This window comes from Specibacter sp. NPDC078692 (assembly GCF_040686835.1).
Taxonomy (GTDB): Bacteria; Actinomycetota; Actinomycetes; order Actinomycetales; family Micrococcaceae; genus Specibacter.
In genome coordinates this window covers 1-21267 of record NZ_JBFBLV010000045.1, presented here as the reverse complement: position 1 = coordinate 21267, position 21267 = coordinate 1, and the positions used below count along the sequence as shown (strand labels likewise).

Below are 21267 nucleotides of genomic sequence, written 5' to 3'. Positions count from 1 at the left end.
TAGGACACGGCACGGCTCTTAACTTCAGGGGTGTACTGCTTGGGCATGCTATCCATTCTCTCAATAGAAAACGGCACAAAACCCGGGACGATTCAGACACCACCCCGACCGTTGAACCCGCCAAACCCACCGAACCCACCGAACCCACGAAACCCGCGGAAGAGACTCTCACACCAGTCCTTTGCACTGATATGACCGTCACCGGTTTCAGCAGTGAAGAAACCGTCTCAGAGCACCGGCCAGCCAGCAACTTGGGGGACTGTGAACAGGAGCCGGGCTGGACCTCTGCATGGAGCGCCGGATCCACACCTCCTCCGCATTGGATCATTATCGATTTGGGCAAGGAGCGCAATCGTGTCAGCGCCGGTTGCCTAGGCCGCGCTTCCGCTAATGGTCGCATCAAGGACGTCGCGATGGAGACAAACACCGACCACCGACGGCGCCACGTGGGCAACGCCTGTCGCAGCGACTTGGGAGAACGTCTCGAGGATTCAAACCGTCGAACTGGACGGCTCGGCTGCACGCTTCATCCGTATGACAGGTGTCAGCTCCTGTGACGATAAGTGGATTGCCTGCGGCGAATTTGTAGCTACGGAGCGCAGTGGGGAGATCGAATCGCCGGAGCCGACTGAAGCTGAGAGTTCCAGTGCCTCAGGGAGCACGTTGGCCAGCAGCACCTCTAGTGCCTCGCCGAATGCAATGCAGAGTGTTAAAGTGCCAGCCGCGGTTCCTGCTGACGGGACCTCCACGGCCGAGGGCGAGTTGCCTGAAACCGGTCCTAGCGCAGTCGCCGTAGCCCTGTCATTGGGCTTGCTGATTCTGGCTGCAGGAGCCTTCCTCGTGGCCAGGTCTAGGAGGAAGCACATGCCCAAGCGCGCATAAAAGCGAAGGGGCAGGCGATTGGAAGCGAATGAAAGCCTCTAAGCGCACCCGAGGACGATGCGCGCCGCTGGGATATCCACAGTGCGACATATGTCTGTGGATATCCCAGCGGCATATCTTCCTTAACCGCATAGTCCACAGTGTGATGTGAGAAGAAGCATCTTTGAAAAAATGTAGTAATCCACAGGGGGTGGACAGTGTTTGCGGAGGTCAGAGGCACTTTAAGGGCCTGCAGATAGAGTTGTCCACATGCTTGTCCCCATCCTGTGCACAAGCAGGGGCAGTTAATGCACCGGTTATCCACAGGCAGGGTGGACAATGGGGTTGGTAGATGGCATTTGTGCGTCTAACGTTGCAAAGAACGCCTCCGCTTTTGACAACTTTGTCGGTATCAGCTGGTAAGTAGGAGCAGCAACATAAGAATGTGTCATCGTGAGATGATGAAAGGCCCGGCCAGCAGGGCAGAAAGTGGGCACCAACATGTCAGCTCCAGCCATGGACAAAAGGGATACTTCCCGCGAGCCGGACTTTGCCAGGACACCGCCTCAGGACCTAGTGGCCGAACAGAGCGTCTTGGGCGGCATGATGCTCTCCAAGGACGCCATTGCAGACGTTGTTGAAGTTCTGCGTGGCAACGACTTTTACCGGCCGGCGCACGAGAGCATTTATGAGGCCATTCTGGACCTCTATGGCCGCGGTGAGCCTGCCGATGCCGTCACCATTGCCGATGAGCTGACCAAACGCGGCGAGATCACCAAAATTGGCGGTGCCGCCTATCTGCACCAACTGATCCAGTCCGTGCCCACCGCAGCAAACGCAGGCTTTTACGCTGAGATTGTGGCCGAGCGCGCGGTTCTCCGCAGGCTCGTCACCGCCGGCACCAAGATTGTCCAGATGGGTTATGCCCAAGATGGCGAAGTTGAAGATACCGTCAACGCCGCCCAAGCCGAGATCTTCGCTGTGGCAGAACGCCGCACCACCGAGGATTACGTGCTGCTCAAGGACGTTATGGAATCCACTGTGGATGAGATTGAAGCGTCCGGCCACAAGGGTCAAGGCATGACAGGTGTGCCCACCGGATTCTACGAATTTGATGAATTGACCAACGGTCTGCATCCCGGCCAGATGATTGTCATCGCAGCCCGACCGGCCGTCGGTAAGAGTACATTCGCCCTTGACTGGGCACGGTCGGCAGCCATTGACCACAATATGGCTACCGTGGTGTTCTCCCTGGAAATGGGTCGGAACGAAATCGCCATGCGACTGTTGTCGGCCGAGGCCACCATCAGCTTGCAGGATCTGCGTAAGGGAACTGTCAAGGACGATCAGTGGTCCAAGATTGCCACGACCATGGGTCGAATGAACGATGCGCCCCTGTTCATTGATGATTCTCCGAATATGTCGCTGATGGAAATTCGAGCTAAGTGCCGGCGCCTGAAGCAGCAGCACGATTTGAAGTTGGTGGTCCTTGACTACCTGCAGCTGATGTCCTCGGGCAAGCGCGTTGAATCGCGCCAGCAGGAAGTTTCCGAGTTCTCGCGTGCCTTGAAGCTACTGGCCAAGGAACTTCAGGTTCCGGTAGTTGCTCTGTCACAGCTGAACCGTGGTTCCGAACAGCGAACCGACAAGAAGCCCATGGTCTCTGACCTTCGTGAATCCGGTTCCATTGAGCAGGATGCCGACATGGTCATCCTGTTGCACCGTGAAGACATCTATGACAAGGAATCGGCCCGTGCCGGCGAGGCTGACGTGATTGTGGCCAAACACCGTAACGGTCCCACCAAGACGATCGTGTTGGGCTTCCAGGGTCACTACTCGCGCTTTGCCAACATGGCCAGCGAAAACGGTGGCGGCTACTAGCTGTTGCTGACTTGAACCATCTGAGTGGGGGTTACCGCCCCCGCTCTGGCGCCCCGGGCAGCCCTGAAGTGTGCCTCGATTTTTTGCCCTGCATAGCAGCCTGCAACGATCAGGGTTGCGCCCAGGACGCCCAACCAACCTAAGGTTTCGCCACCCAGGCCGACGCCCACCAACACCGCCCACACGGGTTCGGTGCCCATGAGCAAGCTGGCTCGGGCTCGGGACGCCGAGGTGCGCCGGACAGCCCAGAGCTGGACCAGGAATGCGAAGACGCTGCAGGCTAGGCCCAAGTACGCCAGGTTCAGCCATATGGAGCTTGAGAAGTGTGCGGCCGAACCGAGGATCTCCGCGGGATTGAAGGCTATGCCCACGAGTGCGCAGATCGCAGACTGAATCAAGGTCACCGTGATAGAGCTGTAGGGTTTGTTGGCCGTCAAGGCCCCCATCAAGGTCACGTGCCCCGCGCGCACCGCTGCGGCTCCGAGCATGAGGGCGTCACCCACGGTGGGGGTGCGGAAACCACCTCCGGTGACCAAGAGCGCCACCCCCACTACGGAGACGGTCGCCGCAATGAAGAACGACGGCGGCAGCCACCTTCGTGACGCCAAGGAGTCGAGCAGGGGTGTAAAGATGACGGTTAAGCTGATCACGAGTCCGGCATTGCTGGCCTGAGTATGTGCCACGCCAAAGGTCTCCAGAAAGAGCACGGCCGCTTGGGTCAATCCTAAAAGCACGCCTGTCCACACTTCCGCGCGGCCAGGGATACGGCGCACCCGCAGCAGCCACAGCGCTCCCAAGGCTGCTGACGCCACGAGGAAACGCCAGCCTAGAACTGCCGGGGCACTCATCACGGTTGTCAGATCCTTGGCCACTAGGTAACTGCTACCCCAGACAAAGGCCACGGCAAGTAGCGCAATATCCACATTTAGGCGATCCCAAGTACTTTTCACTTTCTAATACTCTGCGCATAAATACCAGCAAACCAGAGCACTTTTGTCATCCAATGCATTAGTTTGAATTTATGGAAATTTCGCAACTACGCGCTCTCCGAGAGGTTCGTGACAGGGGAAGCATCGCCGCAGCGGCTTAGGCGTTGGAGGTAACGCCGTCGAGCGTTTCTCAACAGCTCACGGCACTTCAACGCAAAGCCGGAACAGCGCTGACCTATAAAGTTGGCCGCCGGACGGCGCTCACACCGGCAGGACTGGCTTTGTGTGCGGCCACTGTGGAAGTGGAAATCGCGTTGGCAAAGGCCGATGCCGCCGTCGACTCCTTCCGGGAAAACACCGACGAACCGGTCACCGTGGCTGCCTTTCATAGCGCAGCTCTGGCCTACTTCGGTCCTCTAGAACGTGCACTGCATGATGGTGGAGGCCTCGCGGTACACCTGTTCGACCAAGACGTAGCCCAGAAAGATTTTGCCACTATGACGGCTGATTATGATTTGGTCATCGCGCACCGAATGGCCAACAGCACGCCCTGGCCCGTCACCGTCAAGGTCACGGAGCTCGCCTATGAACCGTTGGATGTGGCGGTCAGTGTGCGGCATCGTCTGGCTCAGCAAAAGAGTGTCAAACCCACAGACCTTCTTGATGAACGGTGGATCTCTGTGCACCCCGGATTCCCTTTGGCGGGGGCCATTGAAATGATCGGCACCATCGCGGGGGAGGAGGTCCAGGTGGTCCATCGCATCAACGACTTCTTTGTGGCCGCCTCACTTGTGGACCAAGGCGACTGTATCTCCTTGATGCCTCGCTATCTGGTGAACCGGCGCTACTTTGCCGATCTGCTTCTCCTTCCGTTGCGTGAGCCACGACTGGGGCGGCGGATTGATATTCTTGCCCGACCAGAGGCCATGGAACGTGCTGCAGTTGTCCAAGTCATCAACGTTCTGCAGCAAATTATGCGAGAACTGCTCGATCCCCAAGGCGCCTAGCCAGCCGATACTGTTGACTCATGCCTAAGACAGAATCGACGCCTGACAGTGCGCTGACGGCCCGCCGTTCCACAGCCAAAGCGATCCGTGCCTTAGCGATCCCAGCCTTTGGGGCGCTCATAGCTGAGCCACTCTTTCTCCTAGCTGACTCGGCCATTGTTGGACATTTGGGCGTTCCCCAGCTGGCCGGCGTCGGGCTTGCCGCCACAGTCTTGCAAACCGTCGTCGGGCTTATGGTGTTCTTGGCATATTCCACCACGCCGGCCGTGGCGCGTCTGTTGGGGGCGGGCAGACATGCCCAAGCGCTAGCGGTGGGTCGGGACGGCCTGTGGTTGGCGGCCATTCTCGGAGTGGTACTTTCCGTCCTGGGCATACTGACCGGAGGCCGTCTCCTCGCCGCCATGGGTGCTCGAGGTGAGGTGCTGGAGTATGCGCAGGAATACTTTCTGATTAGTTTGGCGGGAATCCCGGCCATGTTGCTGGTCATGGCGGCGATGGGTGTCCTCCGTGGACTGCAGGACACGAAAACACCGCTGATCGTGGCCGCTGCCGGCTTTGGGCTCAACATCGTGATGAACTTTGTGCTGGTCTATGGCTTCAACTTCTCGGTGGGTGGCGCAGCAGCCGGCACCGTCATCGCACAGTGGGGAATGGCCGCTGTCTACCTTGTCATTGTGGTGCGAGCTGCCCGCCTTCATGGGGTGGGGCTGCGCCCGGACTGGCGTGGCGTCAAGACGGTCTCCCAAGTCGGCAGTTGGCTCATGCTCCGCACGCTCTCCTTGCGGGCCGCCATTTTGGTAACTGTGGTGGTGGTGACGGCACAGGGGCCGGTCAACTTGGCGGCCCATCAGCTGGCCATGACCATCTTTAGCTTCTTGGCGTTCGCGTTGGATGCGCTGGCCATTGCTGCCCAGGCCCTGGTTGGCAAGGAGCTCGGCGCTGGCAACGTTGCCCAAGTGCGGCGCCTGACCAAGACCATGACTCGTTGGGGGCTGGGGTTTGGTGTCCTCACAGGTGTGGGACTTGCAGCTGTTTCAGGGGTGGTCGGCTGGATCTTCACCACTGATCCCAGCGTCCATGCGGCCCTAGCCGCGGCGCTGCTCGTACTGGCTGTGGGGCAGCCGCTGGCCGGGTACGTGTTTGTTCTTGACGGAGTCCTTATTGGGGCAGGGGATGCCCGCTATCTAGCCCTAGCGGGACTGGCAAACCTCGTGATCTATTTGCCGCTGCTCTACTGGGTGAGTCAAGAGGCTTTCGGTGACACTGTGCCGGGCATGTTCTGGGTCTGGGCAGCGTTCAGCGTGGGGTACATGGGGGCCCGCGGATTGACCCTGGGATTGCGTGCACGAACGGGTCGCTGGATGCAGACCGGTGTTCCTGCTGGCCGCGGCTAGACTTGATGGGTGAGTGAAACCGCCGTTCCCCAGCCTGCCCATGCCAATCTTTCAACTTCCGGACGTCCACTACTGTGGCGGCCCGTGTTGTTTCGGGCGATTGTCACCTTGGCCTTCGGGCTCACAACAGTCTTTTGGGCTGCTCCTGGGCCGATGGGACTAGGTCTGACTTTAGGCGCATATTTCCTTGCCTCTGCCGCAGCCCAGTACGGGGTGGTGCGCGCTCTGGCCCTGCCAAGCGGGGACCACCGCCGCTTTGTACTCCAGGGGGCAGCGGGGATTTTGGCCGTAGGCGGCGTGGTCGTGGCGATTTCAGCCAACACAGCGATGGCTGCCTGGCTCGGTGGCGTGGCGTTGGCCTTCCTTGGCGCTTCTGAGCTGTTCGTAGGCCTGCGGAAGTCGACAGCAGCAACCGGGGCGAAACTGGCTCTCACCAGCGACTGGCGGATATCAGGAGTCCTGGGGTTGGGAACAGGTATTTTGCTGCCGTTCTACGCTGGAGCCGGTCCTCATGCATTGATGGGAGTGGCAGGCGGTGGAGCACTAATGACAGGTGCGCTTTGGGCACTGTCAGCACTGACCCTGCGCCATGACGGCAGCAATCCAAAACCCCAGTAAACTAGTAGTCAGATGTTCTACTTTGCGTAGAAACGCGTGGTGCGCGACACACCAACCAAAGTAAAGGATCAATTGTGGGCAGTGAAGAGCCGCAGAACCCCCAGTCAGCCAATTCCATCAAGCTCCCACTGAGCTTCTCGGCTGCGCTGGCTGCCATCGCAGGCGTTCTTACCCTGGTTTTTGCCTCCGGCGGCACGCAATACGGCCTGCGTTGGGACCTGGCGGGAATTGCCTGCGGGATCACCTTCGTAGTTGCACTGCTTATTTCCTCATTGTTGGTCATGGGCCACAAGGAAAATGACCCTTCTCTCAGCGAGGGCTCGGGCGTCTACCGCAAGTCCTCGGACCGGCTGGCACAGGCTACCGCCGATGCGGCCAAGAAGTCAGAGGAAGCAGCTCAGCGCAAGAAAGCCGCTGGGGATGACTCCGCTTCCTCTGCAGGCGAAGGTGCTGAAAACTAAGCAAGCTAACCCCGTAGTCGCGGCGCTGGCGCTGGCGCTGGCTTGGCACCGGCTTGGCGCAGGCCCTGCGCCGGCTTGGCTCGGCGCCGGCGCGGCGCCCTGCTCCGGCGCTGGCTTGGCGCCCTAGGCACGCAGAGCCGCTAAGCTCCCTTGGATCCGGGCAAAGACGGCCGCGTCCACTTCAATGCCATTGCGCTTGAGCACTAGAACTGCCGCGCCGACGACACCGTCTTCAACTAAGGCAGGGACACTAGCAGTCCTGACGCCCGCCGCGGCAAGCTGATCCAGCACCGCTGCCGCAACTGTCCCACCCTTGGTCAGCACACTGCCGCCAAAGACCAAGGGTTGTGCGGCGAATTCTGCTCCCGCTAATGCTCCCCCCGTTGCGTCGCCTGCCGCGCTTCCAGCTGAACCGCCAGTTCCATCACCGGCTCCGCCTCCGGCTACGGCCAGGAGGGTCTGGGCTAAATGCCGGGCGGCCCGGTCCACTATTCCAGTGGCAACAGCGTCCCCTTCTGCTGTAAAGACAAGCGGAGCAAAGCGCGAAAGTTCGATGGGGCTCAGCTCGTAAGTCTTCAGGATCATTTGTTGCTGAGCCCGCAGCCGGCCCTGACTTCGTTGTGAAGAATTCAGCGGGATTCCTAGTTCTGCCAGCAGCAGTTCGGTCAGAATAGTCCGCTGCCCCCTGCCGTCGAGTGCAGCGGCAACTGCTAGCGCTACTTCTCGGCCGATCCAGAACCCCGAACCATTGTCGCCGAGCAACCATCCCATGCCATCGGCCACCGCGGCCAGTTCGGCTCCAGAGATGCGGGCCCCCACAGCTCCGGTTCCAGCTATCAAGGCGCAACCTTCATCTTGATAAGTTCCAGAGTAAAACGCCGCTAATAAATCAGATTCGATCATGACTTTTCCAGTCAAACCCAGCGTCATGAAGCGGTCCCGGAACAAATGTTTCGGCAATTCCAGCGATGCTCCTGCCATGGCCAGGATGGCTTCCGAGATGTTTTGCCGCCCCCCTCCCAAGGCCTTGGATGTGGCTTGCGCCAAGGACTCCAAAGCGCCCGGAAATCCCCGCGAAACCGGGTTTCCTCCCCCCGCCGTACCGTAGCCAAAACAATGGCCCGAGGAGTCCAGCAGGACCGCTCTCGTGGAGGTGCCCCCAGCATCAATTGCAAGATAATTGCGCATCGTTACCATTCTGTGTCTAGGTGTGACTTGACTTACATCCGCGGTGATAATAGTTTTCATTATGTAACCACCTAGAAGAAACGGATTTTCACATGCCAGCCTCCATGACTCCCGCCATAGTGGTTTCGGCTGCCGGTGTCGTGAATCGCATTCAGGCCAAACTACCTGACATGCCAGCGGCCATGGCGAAAATTGGTTCCTTTCTTCTAGAGCACCCGCAAGCGCCCCTGGAGCTTTCCATTATGGAACTCGCGGAGCAAACCAAAACCTCACCTGCCACAGTGACTAGGTTCTGTCGATTGTTGGGTTATGCCGGCTATGTCCCATTCCGGGTCAGCATTGCTTCGGACCTGGGCCGCAGTGATGCCCGTGAATCATGGAAAGCCGACATTGGCCGGGCCTTTGGCCCCGATGACTCTCCCCGGGACGTTCTGAGCACGCTGGTGAATGCGCATACACGTTCGCTGGAGGAGACGGCTGCCGTCATGGATCTAGCCCTGATGAACAAGATTGCCCGCCGGATTGCCATGAGTTCCCATGTGGACATTTATGGCATTGGTGGCAGCGCTGTGATGGCTAAAGAGCTGCAATCGCGTCTCTACCGGATCGGCATCAACGCCCACCACTGGTCCGAGGTTCATGCTGGCTTGACCAGTGCGGCCATCCAGGACACCAACTCGGTGGCCATTGGAATTTCAAACACTGGACGCACAGAAGAAACGCTGCAAATGCTTCGGGAAGCGGGTGAGGCTGGTGCGTTGACCATTGCGCTCAGCAACAATCCGGGCTCACCGCTGGCAGAGAGTGCCGACGAAGCCATCATCACCTCGGTACACGAGCAGTTCCTGCAGCCGGATGACCTCTCCGCCAAGCATGTGCAGCTGCTTGTTCTTGACTTGATTTATTTGCTGGTGGCTCAAGTGAACTTTAACCAAACCACATCAAAGTTGGCAGCCTCTGCCATGGCCGTCTCACCTCATCGGCGCCCCACTCGGGCAGCTCGGATCGAGTTGAATGCTCACAGAGGGCAGCGTAACGCCGGAAGGAGCGAGGACAGTGTCTGATTCGATTGCCGTCTACGCCCTAGAGGTTTCCTCGCGGCTTGAAGCCCTCACTGAATGGGCCCTTGCAGGCGGCGTAGCCGAAGCAGCAGCTGCCATGGCGGAAGCCCTCAATAATGGTGGTGTCATCCAAGCGTTCGGCACAGGGCATTCCGAGGCCTTTGCTATGGAAATCGCTGGCCGAGCCGGCGGGTTGATTCCCACGAGCAAGATTGCCTTGCGCGATCTGGTGCTTCATGGAAATCGCGATGTTTCTGCGTTGGACTCCCTGGCAGGTTCGGTGCTGGAGCGGGACACCGGAGTTGCCGAGGAACTGTTCCAGTTGTCCCTAGTGGATCCCCGTGACATATTCCTCATCGCCTCCAACTCCGGCGTCAACGGTTCGATCGTCGGCTTGGCGCTTGCGGCCAAGGAACGCGGACATAAGGTCATTGCGGTCACCAGCCTTGAGCACAGCAATGCTGTCGAGACTAAGCACCCTTCGGGGAAGCGGCTCAGCGAGATTGCCGACATTGTTATCGATAATAGGGCGCCTTTTGGCGATACCACCCTCGAAGTTTCCGGCGGAGGAGGTGTTGGTGCGGTTTCATCAATCACAGCTGCGTACATCGCGCAGCTGCTGACCATTGAGACGGTCCAATACCTAGTCCGTGCGGGGAAGAAACCGCCCATCTATATTTCGGCAAATATCCCGGGCGGGGACGAACACAATACCGCACTGGTGGGCCAGTATTCTGGCCGGCTCAGGCGTGAGGCATGATTCCAACGGCACTGAAGTTGAAGTCAGCTACAGCGCTTGAAGTCAGCCGAATGAATTGCAGTGAACGTACTAACCAAGTACAAAGTAGTACCGAATTAGCGCTCGTACCATCAATGGAAGGCAGTAAAGAAAATGAGTATTCAGAACAAGCCGCTGCAGCGTCGTGGATTCCTCCGTGGTGCCCTGGCAACCGCCGTACTTCTGCCCTTGGGTGGAGCGCTGGCTTCCTGCGCAGGCGGCGGCACCACCACTGAGTCGAAGGCTCCCGGTGGCGCCGTTGATCCCACGAAGAACCCGTTTGGGGTAGCCGACACCGGCAAGCTCGACGCGGTCATCTTCAATGGTGGTTACGGCATCGACTACGTTGAGTTCGCTGGCGCCATCGTCAAGAAGAACTTCCCGGGACTTGAAGTTTCCATCAAACCCTCCACCGACATCGCCCAGGAACTGCAGCCCCGGTTTGTCGGTGGCACTCCGCCGGACCTGATCGATAACTCCGGTGCAAAGTCCATCGGCTTCAGCACCATCTTGGACAAGCTCGAGGACCTGCAGGGCGTTATTGACGCCAATAACCTCGAAGGCACCAAGATCGCCGACACCTTGTTCGACGGCGTATTGGCTCCGGGCACCTTCGACGGCAAGCTTGCCGCTATCAACTACGTCCTCACCGTGTACGCCTGGTGGTACTCCGCCAGCCTGTTCAAGGAGAACAGCTGGACCGTCCCCACCACGTGGGACGAAGCCTACGAGCTCGGCCTCAAGGCCAAGGAGAAGGGCAAGTACCTGTTCGTCTTCGGCAAGGAAGCTGCCACGTACTACCAGACCATGGCTATTGAGTCGGCCATCAAGGAAGGTGGCGACGAAGTTCGCCTCTCCCTGGAAAACCTCAAGCCCGACTGCTGGTCGCTGCCGGCCGTCCAGAGCGTCTTCACCGCCATGGAGAAGATCGTCAAGGCTGGCATGTTCGTCCCCGGTGGTGCAGGCACCGTCTTCACCGCCGCGCAGGCGCAGTGGTCCAACGGCCAGGAAGCACTGCTCTACCCGTCCGGTTCCTGGATCGAGAACGAGATGAAGGACCAGACCAAGGCGGGCTTCGAAATGACGGGTGCTCCGGTTCCCGTTGTCTCTGCAAGCCCGAAGATTGCCCAGACGGGAGTTCGGTCCGCAGGTGGCGAGCCGTTCATCGTTCCCACGGATGGCGTAAACGTTGCAGCGGGCAAGGAATTGCTGCGCACTATGCTCTCCAAGGAAGCTGCAACCAACTTCGCCAAGGAGAAGCTCGCGCCCACCGTGGTCAAGGGTACTGTTCCGGCGGACGGTTTCGGTTCCACCGCACTGGTGTCACAGACCTCCATGCTGGATAAGGCTGGCAAGGACATCTTCACCTGGAACTTCGTTGACACTTACGGCATGAATCCCGACATGCTGGTGCCGTGGAATTCCTTCCTCGATGGCAAGCTCGACGTCGCTGGCCTGACCAAGGCTCTGCAGGAAATCACCGACAAGGTTGCCAAAGACGATTCGGTCAAGAAGATTGAAGTGAAGTGACTCAAGTAACAAACGCAGTGCAGCCAGGTGGGGGCGTTGTCGCCCCCACCCGGCGGCGCCGGAAGAAACTGACATTCGACAAGATTAGCTTCATGGCAGTCTTTTTGGGACTGCCGTTGGTGATCTATCTGGTCTTCGTAATCTCGCCATTCGTTCAGGCGATTTACTATTCAATGACCAGCTGGAGCGGCTTCGACAACAATATGCCGTTCGTGGGCTTGGGTAATTACGCCAAGCTCTTCAACGATGACATCTTCATGATTTCGGTGCGCAACAGTGTCATCTTGGCGGTATTCCTGCCTGTAATCACAGTAATTCTTTCGCTGATTTTGGCCAGTCTTGTCACCATTGGCGGAAGCAGTCGCGGGCAGATCAAGGGCCTCGCAGGCTCGGGTTTCTACCGCGTCATCTCCTTCTTCCCGTACGTGATCCCTGCCGTTGTTATCGGCATTATCTGGGCCCAGATTTATGACCCGCGCAACGGTTTGCTCAACGGTATCTTGACGGGTATTGGTTTTGATAGTGCAAAGGACTTCGCCTGGCTCGGTGATGAGCGCACCGCCATGGTTGCCTCTATGTTCGTCATTGTGTGGGGCTTTGTGGGTTTCTACATGATCCTGTTCATTGCCGCCATCAAGGGCATTCCCGCTGAAACCTTTGAAGCAGCCCGAATTGATGGTGCTGGACGCCTGCGCACCGCCATAAATATCACGATTCCCCTCATCCGCGACAACATTCAGACGGCGTACGTCTACATGGGTATCCTGGCTCTCGACGCCTTTGTCTACATGTCCGTGTTGAACTCCACGGGTGGTCCCGCCAACTCCACCCTAGTCATGTCGCAGAGACTATTCAGTACTGCCTTCACCAAGGGTCAGTTTGGCCTGGCCTGTGCCATGGGTGTGGTGCTGGCGGCAATTACCTTGATTTTCTCGGCACTGGTATTCCTGGTGAACCGTTGGACCGGCGGCAGCAAGGATGTGTCAGAATAATGTCTCTCAAACTTAGTAACAATTCACCTCTGGACCATGTTGAACGTAAGGGCCAGGACACCAAGGGTGACAAGGTTGTAGCCGGTGTTTCACACACCATGCTCACCCTGTGGTCGCTGCTGGTTCTGGTTCCGCTGGGCTGGACACTGCTGTCCTCCTTCAAGACGACGACGGAAATCTTTGCTTCGCCGTTAGCCCTCCCCGCGGAGTGGAAGTTTGAGAACTACATCAATGCCTGGAATACCGCCGGCATTGGCAGGTACTTCTTCAACACCGTCATTGTGGTGGGCTTTGCTCTGGTCATCGTGATGGTGCTGGGTGCCATGTGTGCCTACGTTTTGGCCCGTTATGTGTTCCCCGGTTCACGTGCGATCTATTACCTGATGCTCGCCGGTCTGACGTTCCCGATCTTCCTGGCTATTGTGCCGTTGTTCTTCATCTTGCAGAACATGGGGCTGTTGAACACGTTGCCCGGCCTGATCATTGTGTACGTAGCGTTCGCACTGCCCTTCACCGTCTTCTTCCTGTTCTCCTTCTTCAAAGCGCTCCCGAATGAGATTGCCGAAGCCGCGCAGATTGACGGGGCCGGTGAATGGCGGACCTTCTTCCAGGTCATGCTGCCCATGGCTAAGCCCGGTATGGCTTCCGTGGCCATCTTCAACTTCCTTGGCTTGTGGAACCAGTACCTGATCCCTGTGGCCATCAACACCAAGGAAGAGAACTACGTCCTCTCCCAGGGTATTGCGCGCTATGCGGGTCAGATGGGCTACTCCGTGGACTTTGGTGCGCTCTTCGCAGCCGCCATCATTGTGATCGTCCCAGTTCTGATCATGTACGTTTTGTTCCAGCGCCAGCTCCAGGGCTCGGTGTCCGCAGGAACCATGAAGTAGAGTTTCTCCTCCTCGAGCGGTGAGTAGTTGACAATGTATCCCGCAAAAATTGTCAACTACCCACCGTTCGATGTCATTTAAGGCCTGATTGACGACGCCGGTACGCAGCCACGTGGGCACGGTTGCCACAGTTGCCGGTGTCGCAATACCGCCGTGAGCGATTCTTGGACAGATCGATCACCACTGCGCAGCAATCCGGGGCGGCACACACCTTCAACCGTGTCAGCTCCCTGCTGCGAATCACATCAACTAGGGCCATGGCAGCCTCCACCCCCATGCGCTCGGCAAGTGGGGCGGCGGGTGCTGTGGCATGGAGATGCCAATCCCACTGATCATGCTTGACCAGCTGGGGTAGCGCCTGAGCACGCGCCAGCAGTCCATTGACCATATCCGCCGCCGTTGCCTCGTCCGAGGTAAAGATGCCGCGCAGCTCCTGCCGTATTTCACGCACCGCGGCCACTTCCGCTTCGGTATGCTCCCTCGATCCGGAAAACTGCTCCTGCAGCACAAAGGCATCCAGCTCAGCCACGGTTTCCAGCCCATCGGCACCGGTTATGGACCCATCTTCCGCAACTGAAAGGGGGGCGGTGTTGATCAGATTCACGGCGGAGAGCAGCGCCATTTCCGTGTCATGACTAAAGACCATGTTGACTCCTGACATTTGCTGAGCGTAATGTCATTAGTCTAACGCCTTTTACTGCTGACAAATGGATCTGCCATGACCACTTCATCCTCCACTTTCCGCACACCCACAGCGGGTTCCCGCACCGTGCTGGCCTCGCCAGCGCTCCTGCTGGCTCTGATTTCGGCAGCGGCCTTCGCGCTCTCTGGACCCTTCGCGAAGTCGCTCTTTGACGTCGGCTGGTCCCCAGGTGCGGCTGTCGCCGTCCGCATTGGAGGGGCCGCCGTCGTACTTCTGATTCCGGTGATCATCACCTTGGTGCGGCGCTGGTCCAAGGTCAAGGGCTCGCTGGGGCGGATCGCAATTTATGGTGTGGTGCCCATCGCGCTATGCCAGCTGTTCTACTTCAACGCCGTCCAGCACTTGTCGGTGGGGGTGGCGCTGCTGCTGGAATACCTTTCGCCGGTGCTGCTGGTGGGCTGGGCCTGGCTAATGACGCGGAGTCGGCCGCGCGCGCTGACCATCGTTGGTGCCGTGTGCGCCATGACCGGCTTGGTGTTGGTGCTCGATCTCGCGGGTAGCCAAAAGGTGAGCGTCGAGGGCGTGCTGTGGGGGCTGGCCGCGGCGGTGTGTTCGGCCGTGTACTTTGTCATGTCTGCCAAAGCGGACGACGCCGTCCCGCCAGTTCTCATGGCTGGCGGCGGTATGGCGGTGGGTGCGGCGATGATCGTGGGGCTCGGTGTGGTTGGCGTGCTGCCCATGTCCTTCACCTTTACCGACCCCGTATTTGCTGGGACGCCGGTGCATTGGCTGGTTCCGGTGCTCGGGTTGGTGCTAGTCACCACGGTTTTCGCCTACCTGATGGGTATTGTGGCGACCCGCGGGCTGGGCTCGAAGGTGGCGTCGTTTGTGGCGCTTTTCGAGGTGCTTTTTGCCGTGATTTGGGCCTGGCTACTGCTGGGTGAAATGCCCCGCATCATTCAACTTCTGGGCGGCCTTGCCATCATGGGTGGGGTGGTGCTGGTGCGGCTGGACGATTTGCGTGGATCCTCCAGCCGCGGGCCAAGCTACCCCGTTGACCTAGAAATTGCTGGTGCTCTTCCGGCTGACGCGCTACCGGCCGAGCAGCTACCGGCCGTCACGCTAGCGACCAAAACGCCGCAACCGTAGCGAATTCGCCACCACCAGCACGGAACTGGCGGCCATGGCGGCACCGGCAATCATGGGGTTCAATAGCCCAAACGCTGCCACCGGGATGCCGACGGCGTTGTAGAAGAAGGCCCAGAACAAGTTCACCTTGATGGTGCCCAGCGTCCTGCGGGACAGCGTTATGGCCGTGGCGACCTGGCCCAGATCGCTACCCATGACTGTCAGGTCCGCGGCCTCGATTGCCACATCCGTGCCGGATCCCATGGCGATCCCCAGATCTGCCTGAGCCAGAGCGGGAGCATCGTTGACACCGTCGCCCGCCATGGCCACTATGGCACCAGCAGCCTGCAGCTTCTTGACGGCTTCCACCTTGCCTTCGGGCAGCACATCGGCAAAGACGTCCTCGGCCGCGATACCCACGGCGGCCGCCACCTGAGCGGCGACCGACGCGTTGTCGCCCGTGAGCAGGATGGGACGCAGGCCCAACGCCTTCAGCTTCGCGATCGCTGCCTTTGAACCAGACTTAATGGTGTCCTTCAGGGCAATGAGCCCGGCGGCTTCGCCATCAACGGCAACCCAAATAGCGGTAGTGCCGCGTTGTTGCTGCGTGAGCAGCTCGGCGTTGGCGGCCGCGGTAATTTCGACACCGTTCTCTTTTAGCCAGCCTGCTCTGCCGGCCAAAACTATGCGGCCTTCGATCAGTGCACGTACGCCGCCCCCGGGGGAGGAGGTGAAGTCCAGAACTTCCGGAAGTGAGCCGCGGTTGCGGGCGTGCTCCACGATAGCGTGGGCGATGGGGTGCTCACTGTGGGACTCCACGGCTCCAGCCAGGCGCAGGAGTTCGTCGGCCGGCACTTGGGTGAGGGGTATGGTCTCGACCACTGAGAGCCTGCCATCGGTGACGGTTCCGGTCTTATCCAGCACAATCGTGTCCACCGTGCGGGTGTCTTCCAGAACCTGCGGGCCCTTGATCAGGATGCCCAGTTGGGCGGCCCGGCCTGTTCCTGTGAGCAGTCCGACGGGTGTAGCCAGTCCCAGAGCACAGGGGCAGGCGATGATCAAAACGGCGACGGCGGCCGTGAACGCAGCTTGGAGATCACCGCTGAGCAGGAGCCAGAGGACGAACGTCATGACGGCAATGACCAGCACAATGGGTACGAAAACGGAGCTGATCCGGTCTGCCAGCCTGGCGATTGGTGCCTTGCTCGCTTGCGCAGCGCTGACCAACTTGCCCATCTGTGCCAGCGTGGTTTCACTCCCGACGCGGGTGGCCTTGACCAGCAATCGGCCCGAGGTATTGATAGTGGCGCCGGTGACACTGTCGCCTGGTGTGACGTCTACGGGCAATGATTCGCCCGTGATCAGCGAGGTGTCCACGGCGGAGGTGCCATCGGTGACTACGCCGTCCGTGGCGATTTTCTCGCCGGGGCGGACCACGAAGATCTCATCTACTTCCATTGCTGCCGTCGGGATTTTGACCTCAACACCGTCGCGGAGCACAGTGGCTTCTTTGGCGCCCAGACTCAGCAGCGCCTTGAGCGCGTCTCCGGCCCTGGCCTTGGCTTTTGCTTCCAAGTAGCGGCCCAAGAGCAGGAAGGTGACCACCACAGCGGAGACCTCAAAGTAAAGAGGTGCATGACCAGCCATGGCGTTGCCATGTTCGGTCATCATGGGGTCCATGGCCAGTTCCACAGCGGAAAACAGGAATGCTGCGCTGACGCCGATGGACACCAGGGTGTCCATGGTGGAGGCGAAGTGGCGGGCATTGATGGCTGCCGCACGGTGGAACGGCCAAGCGGCCCATGTGACCACCGGCAGTGTCAAGATGCCGGCGACCCATCCCCAGTGCGGGAACTGTAAGGCCGGAAACATGGAGACCAGAAAGACCGGAACGGTCAGGATCGCGGCCAGTATCAGGCGTGGACGCAGCGTGGCTGCCGTGCCGCCGTGCGCCATGTGGTCATGACCTTCATGCTCGCTATGTTCTGGTTCGGCACCCGGGTGGGAATCGTGCGCGCCCTGATGGCCGGCGTCGTGCTTCAGAGCTGGGGGAGCGGGAGGATTCTTCAGGGTGGCCGTGTAGCCCGTCGCCTTGACGGTGTCGATGATTTGTTGGTCGGATATGCCGGCGGGGACCGTGACCTGGGCTGTTTCCAGCGGGAGGTTCACGGAAGCGCTGACGCCTTCGAGTTTGCCCAACTTGCGCTCAACCCGGCTGACGCATGAGGCACAAGTCATGCCTTCAATGTCGATCTCGACCATGCGGGGGCCGGGGCTGGCGGTTTGGGACAAAATATCTGAGGCGCTCATGGCGCTCCTTAATTTTTTTGGTGCTAGATTGCGTGTGGTTTAGACGCTGCTTTTCAGGCACTAGTGGGTCAGGCGTTGTTGGAGACTACTAGGTATCCAGCTTCGGCGACGGCCTCGGAAATTTCCGCCGGATCCAGCGTCAAGGTTGAGGTGACGGTGACTTCTGAGGTGCCGCCGGAATTGAGGTCGACGGCGACGTTTTCAACGCCCTTGAGTTCGCTTAGTTCTTCGGTGACGGAGCTGACGCAGTGGCCGCAGGTCATGCCGGAAACGTTGACGGTGATGGTGTGGCTCATGATGATTAGCTCCTGAGTAGACGTGAAATAGCGGATGTTGCTTCGGAAACCTTCTCGGCGACGATCTCCGGGTTGCCGGTTTCGGCGGATTCGTGGGCTGCATTGACCACGCAATGGGCAATATGGTCCTCGAGCAGGCCAATGCTGACAGCATGGAGGGCCTTGTTGACGGCAGCCATTTGGGTGAGGATATCGATGCAGTATTTGTCTTCCTCCACCATGCGGGCGATGCCGCGAACCTGACCTTCGGCGCGTTTGAGGCGGCGCAGGTAGGCCTGCTTTTCCTCTGAGTAACCGTGGGTGTGTACTTCTGTTTCCATTCTTCGAACTTATACCCCCATGGGGTATAAGTCAATTACGCCCAGGGGGTATGTGTGGCGGTTGGAATTGGCCGTTCTCGATGGGTATCTACCGCGAGTGCGGTGCAACCCCGCGAGTACGGTGTATCTTCTGCGGTATCTCGCGGGGACCCGCCGCACTCGGCGGCTTAACAGTTATCCACAGCCTAGATTTTTGGGTCTTGCGATCGTTCGCGCGACTGAGCAGACTCAAAACATGCAGGTTCTCACGCAGCAGGAACTGGTAGAAGTGTGGCCGTGGCACACTAACGTGGCCACCACGGCGCAGCTTGCTGATGCAGGTTTGGGAGACAGGGCAATTACGGCAGCCATCAAACGCGGACATGTGCTCCGCCTCCGCAAGGGAGCTTATGTCCGCGTGGACTACTGGTTGCGCAGTAGTCCATGGCAGCGAGACAAATTGCGTCTAGTGGCCCACATACTTACTGCGGGTGGGATGCCCGTGTATTCACATTTCAGTGCGGCGCTGCTCCATGGGTTGTATGTCTGGAATGGCGGGTATCAAATTCATGTGACTGCTACATCGTCAGCCTCGGGCAGCAGTAGTCCCAAAGATGTTGTGCGGCACCGCGAGGTATTGGATCCGGTGGAACGGCGGAAAGTTCGGATCCGAAGCGGCCAGGTGGTGGCTGTGACATCCTTGGAGCGGACTGTGATCGACTGTGCCTGTTTTGGCACATTCGAACAGGCTGTAATCATCGGCGACAGTGCGTTGCGGAAGGGTGCCAACTTGGCGATCATGGCAGCTAGAGTTGAGTCGATGCCGGGTCGCCGGGGTGTCCGTAAGGCCAGGCGAGTCCTTCGGGCCCTTGATGCCCGCTCGGAATCGGCAGGCGAAACACGGACGCGTCTAGTGATTGTCCAGATGGATATTCCCATGCCTTCGCTGCAAGTTGAACTTTTTGTGGACGGCTATGTGTATCGGCCAGATTTTCTCTGGGAGCAACAAAGGCTCATTGTAGAGTTCGACGGTGACACTAAGTATTTCGACTACAGACCTACGTCAGAGGTTCTTGTGGAGGAGCGAAAACGGGAGCGGCGGCTCATGGAAGCAGGCTGGAAGTTTGTACGCTTCGAGTGGAAGGATCTTGCGAACCCGGAGGGTATGAAACGGCGGATTCTTGCCGCTATCGGTCCACTACAAACAGCCGTTGCGGCGTAAGGCTGGGGCAATTCTTGCACCACTTACGCGAGTGCGGTGCAACTCCGCGAGTACGGTGTATCTTCTGCGGTATCTCGCGGGGACCCGCCGCACTCGGTGACGGTGGTAAGAACGGTGGCAGCGAAGGCGGTGAAAGCGGGCTGCCGGAGATTGGCCATTCTCGGGTTAAGTTACCAGCGGGTAACCCTTGCTGTGTCGCCGCCGTGGTGATCGACTTTAGTGCATGGAAAAAAATGAAGCAGCCGGTGCCGCACGCTCTGATGCCACGCATCTGCTGGCCGTGGGTACGAAAAAAGGACTGTGGCTGGGCACCAGTAGTGACCGTCAGAATTACGCCTTCACCGGGCCACATTTTCTGATGCAGGAGATCCCCAGCATCGCCATCGACACGCGTGGAGCGCGGACGCGCATCTTGGTGGGTCTGCGAAGCGAACATTGGGGACCCACCGTGGCACACTCGGATGATTTGGGCGCCACGTGGCAGGAGCCAGAACAAGGCGCCATCACTTTCCCTCCGGACACTGGTGCGGCACTGGAGCGTGTGTGGCAGATCCAGCCGGACAGTGCCGCCCGCCCGGGGGTGGTGTGGGCAGGTTGCGAACCCATTTCCGTATGGAAATCCACCGACGGAGGCGAGCACTTTGAGCTCAATCGGGGACTCTGGGACCACCCGCACCGCACCGAGTGGGGTGCCGGTTATGGCGGTGCAGCAGCGCATACCGTGTTGCCCAGTCCCGCAGATTCGGGCACGATTCATATCGCCATGAGCACCGGTGGCGTCTATCGCAGCACCGATGCAGGAGCCTCATGGGTCCCGCGAAACAAGGGGATTGGGGCCACCTTCATGCCTGTGGAAACCCCGGAATTCGGTCAATGCGTGCACAAAATCGCTCGCGACCCCAACCATCCGGAGGTGCTCTTCGCGCAGAACCACGGTGGTGTGTATCGCAGCGCCAACAACGGGGACTCCTGGGACTACATTGCCGCCGGCCTGCCCGCAGACTTTGGCTTCACCATCCTCACGCATCCGTGGCGCTCGGACACAGCCTGGGTCATTCCCCTTACTGCCGATCATCAGCGGATCCCACCCGAGGGTCAGATCGGCGTGTATAGGACGGACGACGCCGGTCAGTCATGGACACGGTTGGCTGACGGTCTGGCGCAACCTGAGTACAACGTGGTGCTCAGGGATGCCGCAGCTGTGGACACCGCGGAGCCAGTGGGTCTGTTCTTTGGTACCCGAGGAGGCACGGTCTATGCCAGTGCCGATGAGGGTGAGCACTTTATCCCCATCCTGCAGCAACTGCCGGATGTTTTGTGTGTCCGGGCCGCCGTCGTCGAGCTTTTTTAGCGGGGTGCTCATGACGGAGAAAGTGACACTGCTGGTGCCCAGACTGCTCCAGCCCTTGGTGGGTAACAGTTCTGAGCTGCATCTGGATGTTGGCGACGGGGCAACTGTGGCACAGTTGCTGGATGCCATTGCCGCCGAGTATCCCGTGTTCGGCCGCAGGGTGCGGGACGAAACAGGGGCGCTGCGCCGCTTCGTCAATATTTATCTTGACGGTGAGGACCTGCGGCGGCTCGACGGACTAAATGCCCGCGTAGCCGCCGGCCAGGAACTGATGGTTATTCAGTCGGTGGCCGGCGGCTGACAGGCGCTGCGATAGCGCTGCTAAAAATCCAGCCTTTGCCCCTTCGTGTCAGCCTTGGGTGAGAGAGTTTTTCTCATTCAGGGTTGGTTGGGCAGGAGGAGTTAATTGTTCATGGATATTCCGCAGC

Annotated in this window: 22 protein-coding genes; 16 read left to right on the top strand and 6 right to left on the bottom strand. The window is 59.2% G+C overall.

Annotation, left to right across the window (positions count from 1 at the left end; translation table 11 throughout):
• From AB0O97_RS19190 to dnaB, 3 genes are all read left to right on the top strand, one after another.
• Positions 1 to 557 (top strand): discoidin domain-containing protein (locus AB0O97_RS19190; protein ID WP_363884811.1); only part of this gene is annotated, 557 nt, incomplete at its 5' end.
• Positions 558 to 714: 157 nt separating this feature from the next.
• Positions 715 to 882 (top strand): LPXTG cell wall anchor domain-containing protein, encoded by a 168-nt coding sequence (locus tag AB0O97_RS19185; RefSeq protein WP_363843932.1) that lies wholly within the window; start codon positions 715 to 717, stop codon positions 880 to 882.
• Between the two features lie 480 nt (positions 883 to 1362).
• Positions 1363 to 2742, top strand: a complete 1380-nt coding sequence (dnaB, locus tag AB0O97_RS19180) for a replicative DNA helicase (protein WP_363843929.1) — start codon at positions 1363 to 1365, stop codon at positions 2740 to 2742.
• Here the strand turns inward: dnaB and AB0O97_RS19175 are convergent.
• Positions 2739 to 3692 carry an EamA family transporter gene (locus tag AB0O97_RS19175; RefSeq protein ID WP_363884809.1) on the bottom strand — a complete coding sequence of 318 codons (954 nt, stop codon included), beginning with the start codon at positions 3690 to 3692 and terminating at the stop codon, positions 2739 to 2741. The two genes, dnaB and AB0O97_RS19175, sit on opposite strands and share 4 nt — an antisense overlap.
• 143 nt (positions 3693 to 3835) lie before the next feature.
• On the opposite strand from AB0O97_RS19175, the gene AB0O97_RS19170 reads away from it, so the two are divergent.
• From AB0O97_RS19170 to AB0O97_RS19155, 4 genes are all read left to right on the top strand, one after another.
• A complete protein-coding gene (locus tag AB0O97_RS19170) occupies positions 3836 to 4678 on the top strand; it encodes a LysR family transcriptional regulator (protein WP_363884807.1) in 843 nt (280 codons plus the stop codon).
• A gap of 20 nt (positions 4679 to 4698) precedes the next feature.
• Positions 4699 to 6072 carry an MATE family efflux transporter gene (locus AB0O97_RS19165; RefSeq protein ID WP_363884805.1) on the top strand — a complete coding sequence of 458 codons (1374 nt, stop codon included), beginning with the start codon at positions 4699 to 4701 and terminating at the stop codon, positions 6070 to 6072.
• A gap of 9 nt (positions 6073 to 6081) precedes the next feature.
• The gene (locus AB0O97_RS19160; protein ID WP_363843917.1) at positions 6082 to 6690 is read left to right on the top strand and encodes a hypothetical protein; all 609 of its coding nucleotides are present in this window, start codon (positions 6082 to 6084) and stop codon (positions 6688 to 6690) included.
• A 74-nt stretch (positions 6691 to 6764) separates the two neighbouring features.
• Positions 6765 to 7151 (top strand): hypothetical protein, encoded by a 387-nt coding sequence (locus tag AB0O97_RS19155; RefSeq protein ID WP_363843914.1) that lies wholly within the window; start codon positions 6765 to 6767, stop codon positions 7149 to 7151.
• Between the two features lie 123 nt (positions 7152 to 7274).
• Here AB0O97_RS19155 and AB0O97_RS19150 read toward each other — a convergent pair whose 3' ends face one another.
• Positions 7275 to 8339: a BadF/BadG/BcrA/BcrD ATPase family protein gene (locus AB0O97_RS19150; RefSeq protein WP_363843911.1), complete on the bottom strand. Its 1065-nt coding sequence runs from the start codon at positions 8337 to 8339 to the stop codon at positions 7275 to 7277.
• A 92-nt stretch (positions 8340 to 8431) separates the two neighbouring features.
• Here AB0O97_RS19150 and AB0O97_RS19145 point away from each other — a divergent pair, with 92 nt between their 5' ends.
• From AB0O97_RS19145 to AB0O97_RS19125, 5 genes are all read left to right on the top strand, one after another.
• Positions 8432 to 9403 carry a MurR/RpiR family transcriptional regulator gene (locus AB0O97_RS19145; RefSeq protein ID WP_363843908.1) on the top strand — a complete coding sequence of 324 codons (972 nt, stop codon included), beginning with the start codon at positions 8432 to 8434 and terminating at the stop codon, positions 9401 to 9403.
• Positions 9396 to 10160, top strand: a complete 765-nt coding sequence (locus AB0O97_RS19140; protein ID WP_363843906.1) for an SIS domain-containing protein — start codon at positions 9396 to 9398, stop codon at positions 10158 to 10160. The genes AB0O97_RS19145 and AB0O97_RS19140 overlap by 8 nt, the downstream gene beginning before the upstream one ends.
• Positions 10161 to 10292: 132 nt before the next feature.
• A complete protein-coding gene (gene ngcE / locus AB0O97_RS19135) occupies positions 10293 to 11708 on the top strand; it encodes an N-acetylglucosamine/diacetylchitobiose ABC transporter substrate-binding protein (RefSeq protein WP_363843904.1) in 1416 nt (471 codons plus the stop codon).
• Positions 11709 to 11800: 92 nt separating this feature from the next.
• Positions 11801 to 12700 (top strand): sugar ABC transporter permease, encoded by a 900-nt coding sequence (locus tag AB0O97_RS19130; protein WP_363843902.1) that lies wholly within the window; start codon positions 11801 to 11803, stop codon positions 12698 to 12700.
• A complete protein-coding gene (locus AB0O97_RS19125) occupies positions 12700 to 13590 on the top strand; it encodes a carbohydrate ABC transporter permease (RefSeq protein WP_363843900.1) in 891 nt (296 codons plus the stop codon). The genes AB0O97_RS19130 and AB0O97_RS19125 overlap by 1 nt, the downstream gene beginning before the upstream one ends.
• A gap of 73 nt (positions 13591 to 13663) precedes the next feature.
• Here AB0O97_RS19125 and AB0O97_RS19120 read toward each other — a convergent pair whose 3' ends face one another.
• Complete coding sequence (locus AB0O97_RS19120; RefSeq protein ID WP_363843992.1) at positions 13664 to 14236, bottom strand: CGNR zinc finger domain-containing protein; 573 nt, start codon at positions 14234 to 14236, stop codon at positions 13664 to 13666.
• Between the two features lie 72 nt (positions 14237 to 14308).
• On the opposite strand from AB0O97_RS19120, the gene AB0O97_RS19115 reads away from it, so the two are divergent.
• Positions 14309 to 15382, top strand: a complete 1074-nt coding sequence (locus AB0O97_RS19115; protein ID WP_363884803.1) for an EamA family transporter — start codon at positions 14309 to 14311, stop codon at positions 15380 to 15382.
• On the opposite strand, the gene AB0O97_RS19110 is transcribed toward AB0O97_RS19115, so the two are convergent.
• The 3 genes from AB0O97_RS19110 to AB0O97_RS19100 all read right to left on the bottom strand — a co-directional run bounded on the left by AB0O97_RS19110 (position 15356) and on the right by AB0O97_RS19100 (position 18287).
• Complete coding sequence (locus tag AB0O97_RS19110) at positions 15356 to 17671, bottom strand: heavy metal translocating P-type ATPase (protein ID WP_363884801.1); 2316 nt, start codon at positions 17669 to 17671, stop codon at positions 15356 to 15358. The two genes, AB0O97_RS19115 and AB0O97_RS19110, sit on opposite strands and share 27 nt — an antisense overlap.
• A gap of 68 nt (positions 17672 to 17739) precedes the next feature.
• On the bottom strand, positions 17740 to 17967 hold the full coding sequence (locus AB0O97_RS19105; protein ID WP_363884799.1) for a cation transporter: 228 nt from the start codon (positions 17965 to 17967) through the stop codon (positions 17740 to 17742).
• A gap of 5 nt (positions 17968 to 17972) precedes the next feature.
• A complete protein-coding gene (locus AB0O97_RS19100; RefSeq protein WP_363843891.1) occupies positions 17973 to 18287 on the bottom strand; it encodes a metal-sensitive transcriptional regulator in 315 nt (104 codons plus the stop codon).
• Positions 18288 to 18522: 235 nt separating this feature from the next.
• On the opposite strand from AB0O97_RS19100, the gene AB0O97_RS19095 reads away from it, so the two are divergent.
• The 3 genes from AB0O97_RS19095 to AB0O97_RS19085 all read left to right on the top strand — a co-directional run bounded on the left by AB0O97_RS19095 (position 18523) and on the right by AB0O97_RS19085 (position 21140).
• Positions 18523 to 19488, top strand: coding sequence for a type IV toxin-antitoxin system AbiEi family antitoxin domain-containing protein (locus AB0O97_RS19095; RefSeq protein ID WP_363884797.1), 966 nt, complete (start codon positions 18523 to 18525; stop codon positions 19486 to 19488).
• Between the two features lie 223 nt (positions 19489 to 19711).
• Positions 19712 to 20839 carry an exo-alpha-sialidase gene (locus AB0O97_RS19090; RefSeq protein WP_363884796.1) on the top strand — a complete coding sequence of 376 codons (1128 nt, stop codon included), beginning with the start codon at positions 19712 to 19714 and terminating at the stop codon, positions 20837 to 20839.
• A 10-nt stretch (positions 20840 to 20849) separates the two neighbouring features.
• A complete protein-coding gene (locus AB0O97_RS19085) occupies positions 20850 to 21140 on the top strand; it encodes a MoaD/ThiS family protein (protein ID WP_363884794.1) in 291 nt (96 codons plus the stop codon).
• Positions 21141 to 21267 lie beyond the last annotated feature (127 nt).